Raw genomic sequence first — 1,969 nt, forward strand, 5'->3', positions numbered from 1 at the left:
GGCGTCGGTACGCGCCCAGGTCAGCGGGCCGGCGCTGGCGGCGACCCGCTCCGGGTCGAGGGTCATGCCCAGTCCCGGGCCGGTCGGCACCCGCAGCCGGCCGCCCATGTAGCGGACCGGGTCGCGGACCACGTCCCGGGTGTAGAGCAGGGGTCCGACCGGGTCGCTGGGCCAGGTGACCGACGGCGTCGCCATCGCCACGTGCGCCGCGGCGGCCGTGCCGATCGACAGCTCCTGGGTGGTGCCGACCAGGCAGGTCTTCCCGGCCGCCTCGGCGATGGCGAAGATCCGGCGGGCGGGGGTGATGCCGCCGATGGCGATGACGCTCACGTTGAACACGTCCACCGCGTCGGCGGCCACCAGGTCCAGCGCCCACCGGAAGCCGTAGACGTGCTCGCTGACCGGCACCGGCAGCCGGTCCCGCGCGTACACCAGGCCCCGCACGTCGTGGTGCGGCGCGGGTGACTCCACCAGGTCGAAGCCGACGTCGGCGACCCGGTCGACGAAGCGGCACGCCGCCCGGGGGTCGAGCAGGTTGGAGAAGTCCAACGACTTGATGGTGATCGCGTCGCCGTGGGCGTCCCGGACCGCCCGCAGGAACCGCTCGTCCAGGTCCAGGCGGCGCCCGACGTACACCCGGAAGTGATCGAAGCCCTCGGCGACCCGACGGTCGACCATCGCGAGGTTGCGCTCCACGTCGGACTCGCGCTGCTGCCGGAAGACCGGGTACGCGATCGGCACCTCGTCGCGCATCGCGCCGCCGAGCAGGTCCACCACCCGTACGCCCAGGTGCTTCGCGGTGAGGTCCCACATGGCGATGTCGACGCCGCACTTGATGGTGCGGCTCTTGTCGTAGATGTAGCCGGCCTGCGGGAAGTTGCGCTCCAGTCGTTGCTCGACCTCGGTGATCTGGCCGGGTGCCAGGCCGGCGAGCAGTTCGGTGAGGCTGCCCTCCAGGTCGGGCACGTCCACGTGGTAGCGGGGCAGGTGCTGGAAGTCCGACATCTCCCCCACGCCGACCAGGCCGTCGACGTCGGTGAGCAGTTCCACCAGCACGTGCCCGCAGGTGATGCTGCCGTGGCGGGGGGTGTTGACCGGGGTGAGGCGTACCCGGGTTATCGCGACCACGTGGGGGTCCTTCCGGTGCGGGCCTGCGCGGGGTGGCCGGGGGCCGCCGCCAGCAGCAGTCGGGTGTACTCGTGGGTGGGCCGGTCGTAGATGTCCTCGGCGCGGCCCTGCTCGACGATCCGGCCGTGCCGCATCACCGCGATGTCGTGCGCCACCGACCGGACCACCGCCAGGTCGTGCGTGATGAACAGGTACGCCAGGTCGTGCTCGCGCTGCAGGTCGGCCAGCAGGTTGAGGACCTGCGCCTGGATCGACACGTCCAGGGCGCTGACCGCCTCGTCGCAGACGATGAGCCGGGGCCGCGGGCCGAGCGCCCGGGCGATGGCGATGCGCTGCCGCTGCCCGCCGGAGAAGGCGGCCGGGTACCGGTCCAGTGCCGCCGCGTCCAGCCCGACCTGTTCCAGCAGGCGAACCAGTTCCGGACGGGACGCGTCCAGGCGGTGCACCGCCAGCGGTTCGGCGAGGATCCGCGCGACGGTCATGCGCGGGTCCAGGCTGGCGTACGGGTTCTGGAAGACCACCTGCACCTCGCGCTGCAGCCGGCGCAGCTGCGCCCGGTCCGGCCGCGTCACGTCGATGCCGTCGTAGCGGATGGTGCCCCCGGTGGGACGTTCCAGGCGCAGCAGCGTCCGGGTGAGGCTGGTCTTGCCGGAGCCGGACTCGCCGACCAGGGCCAGTGTCCGGCCCGGCTTCAGCCGCAGGCTGACCCCGTCCACGGCGCGGACCTGGTCGACGACCCGGCGCAGCGCGCCCCGCCGCACCGGGTAGTGCAGCACCACGTCGTCGAACTCGACGACCGGCGGGCCGGCCCGCTCGACGTCGGCGAGGACGGCCCCGACCG

The 1,969-nt window shown here is 73.2% G+C and carries 2 protein-coding genes; both read right to left on the reverse strand.

The window, feature by feature from the left end:
* The coding region (locus AB0I76_RS28745; RefSeq protein ID WP_357041934.1) for an enolase C-terminal domain-like protein at positions 1–1,128 on the reverse strand (1,128 nt) is incomplete at its 3' end.
* Positions 1,116–1,969 (reverse strand): ATP-binding cassette domain-containing protein (locus AB0I76_RS28750; protein ID WP_357041937.1); only part of this gene is annotated, 854 nt, incomplete at its 5' end. The genes AB0I76_RS28750 and AB0I76_RS28745, both read right to left, overlap by 13 nt.

This window comes from Micromonospora sp. NPDC049799 (genome assembly GCF_040656655.1).
Classification (GTDB): Bacteria; Actinomycetota; Actinomycetes; order Mycobacteriales; family Micromonosporaceae; genus Micromonospora.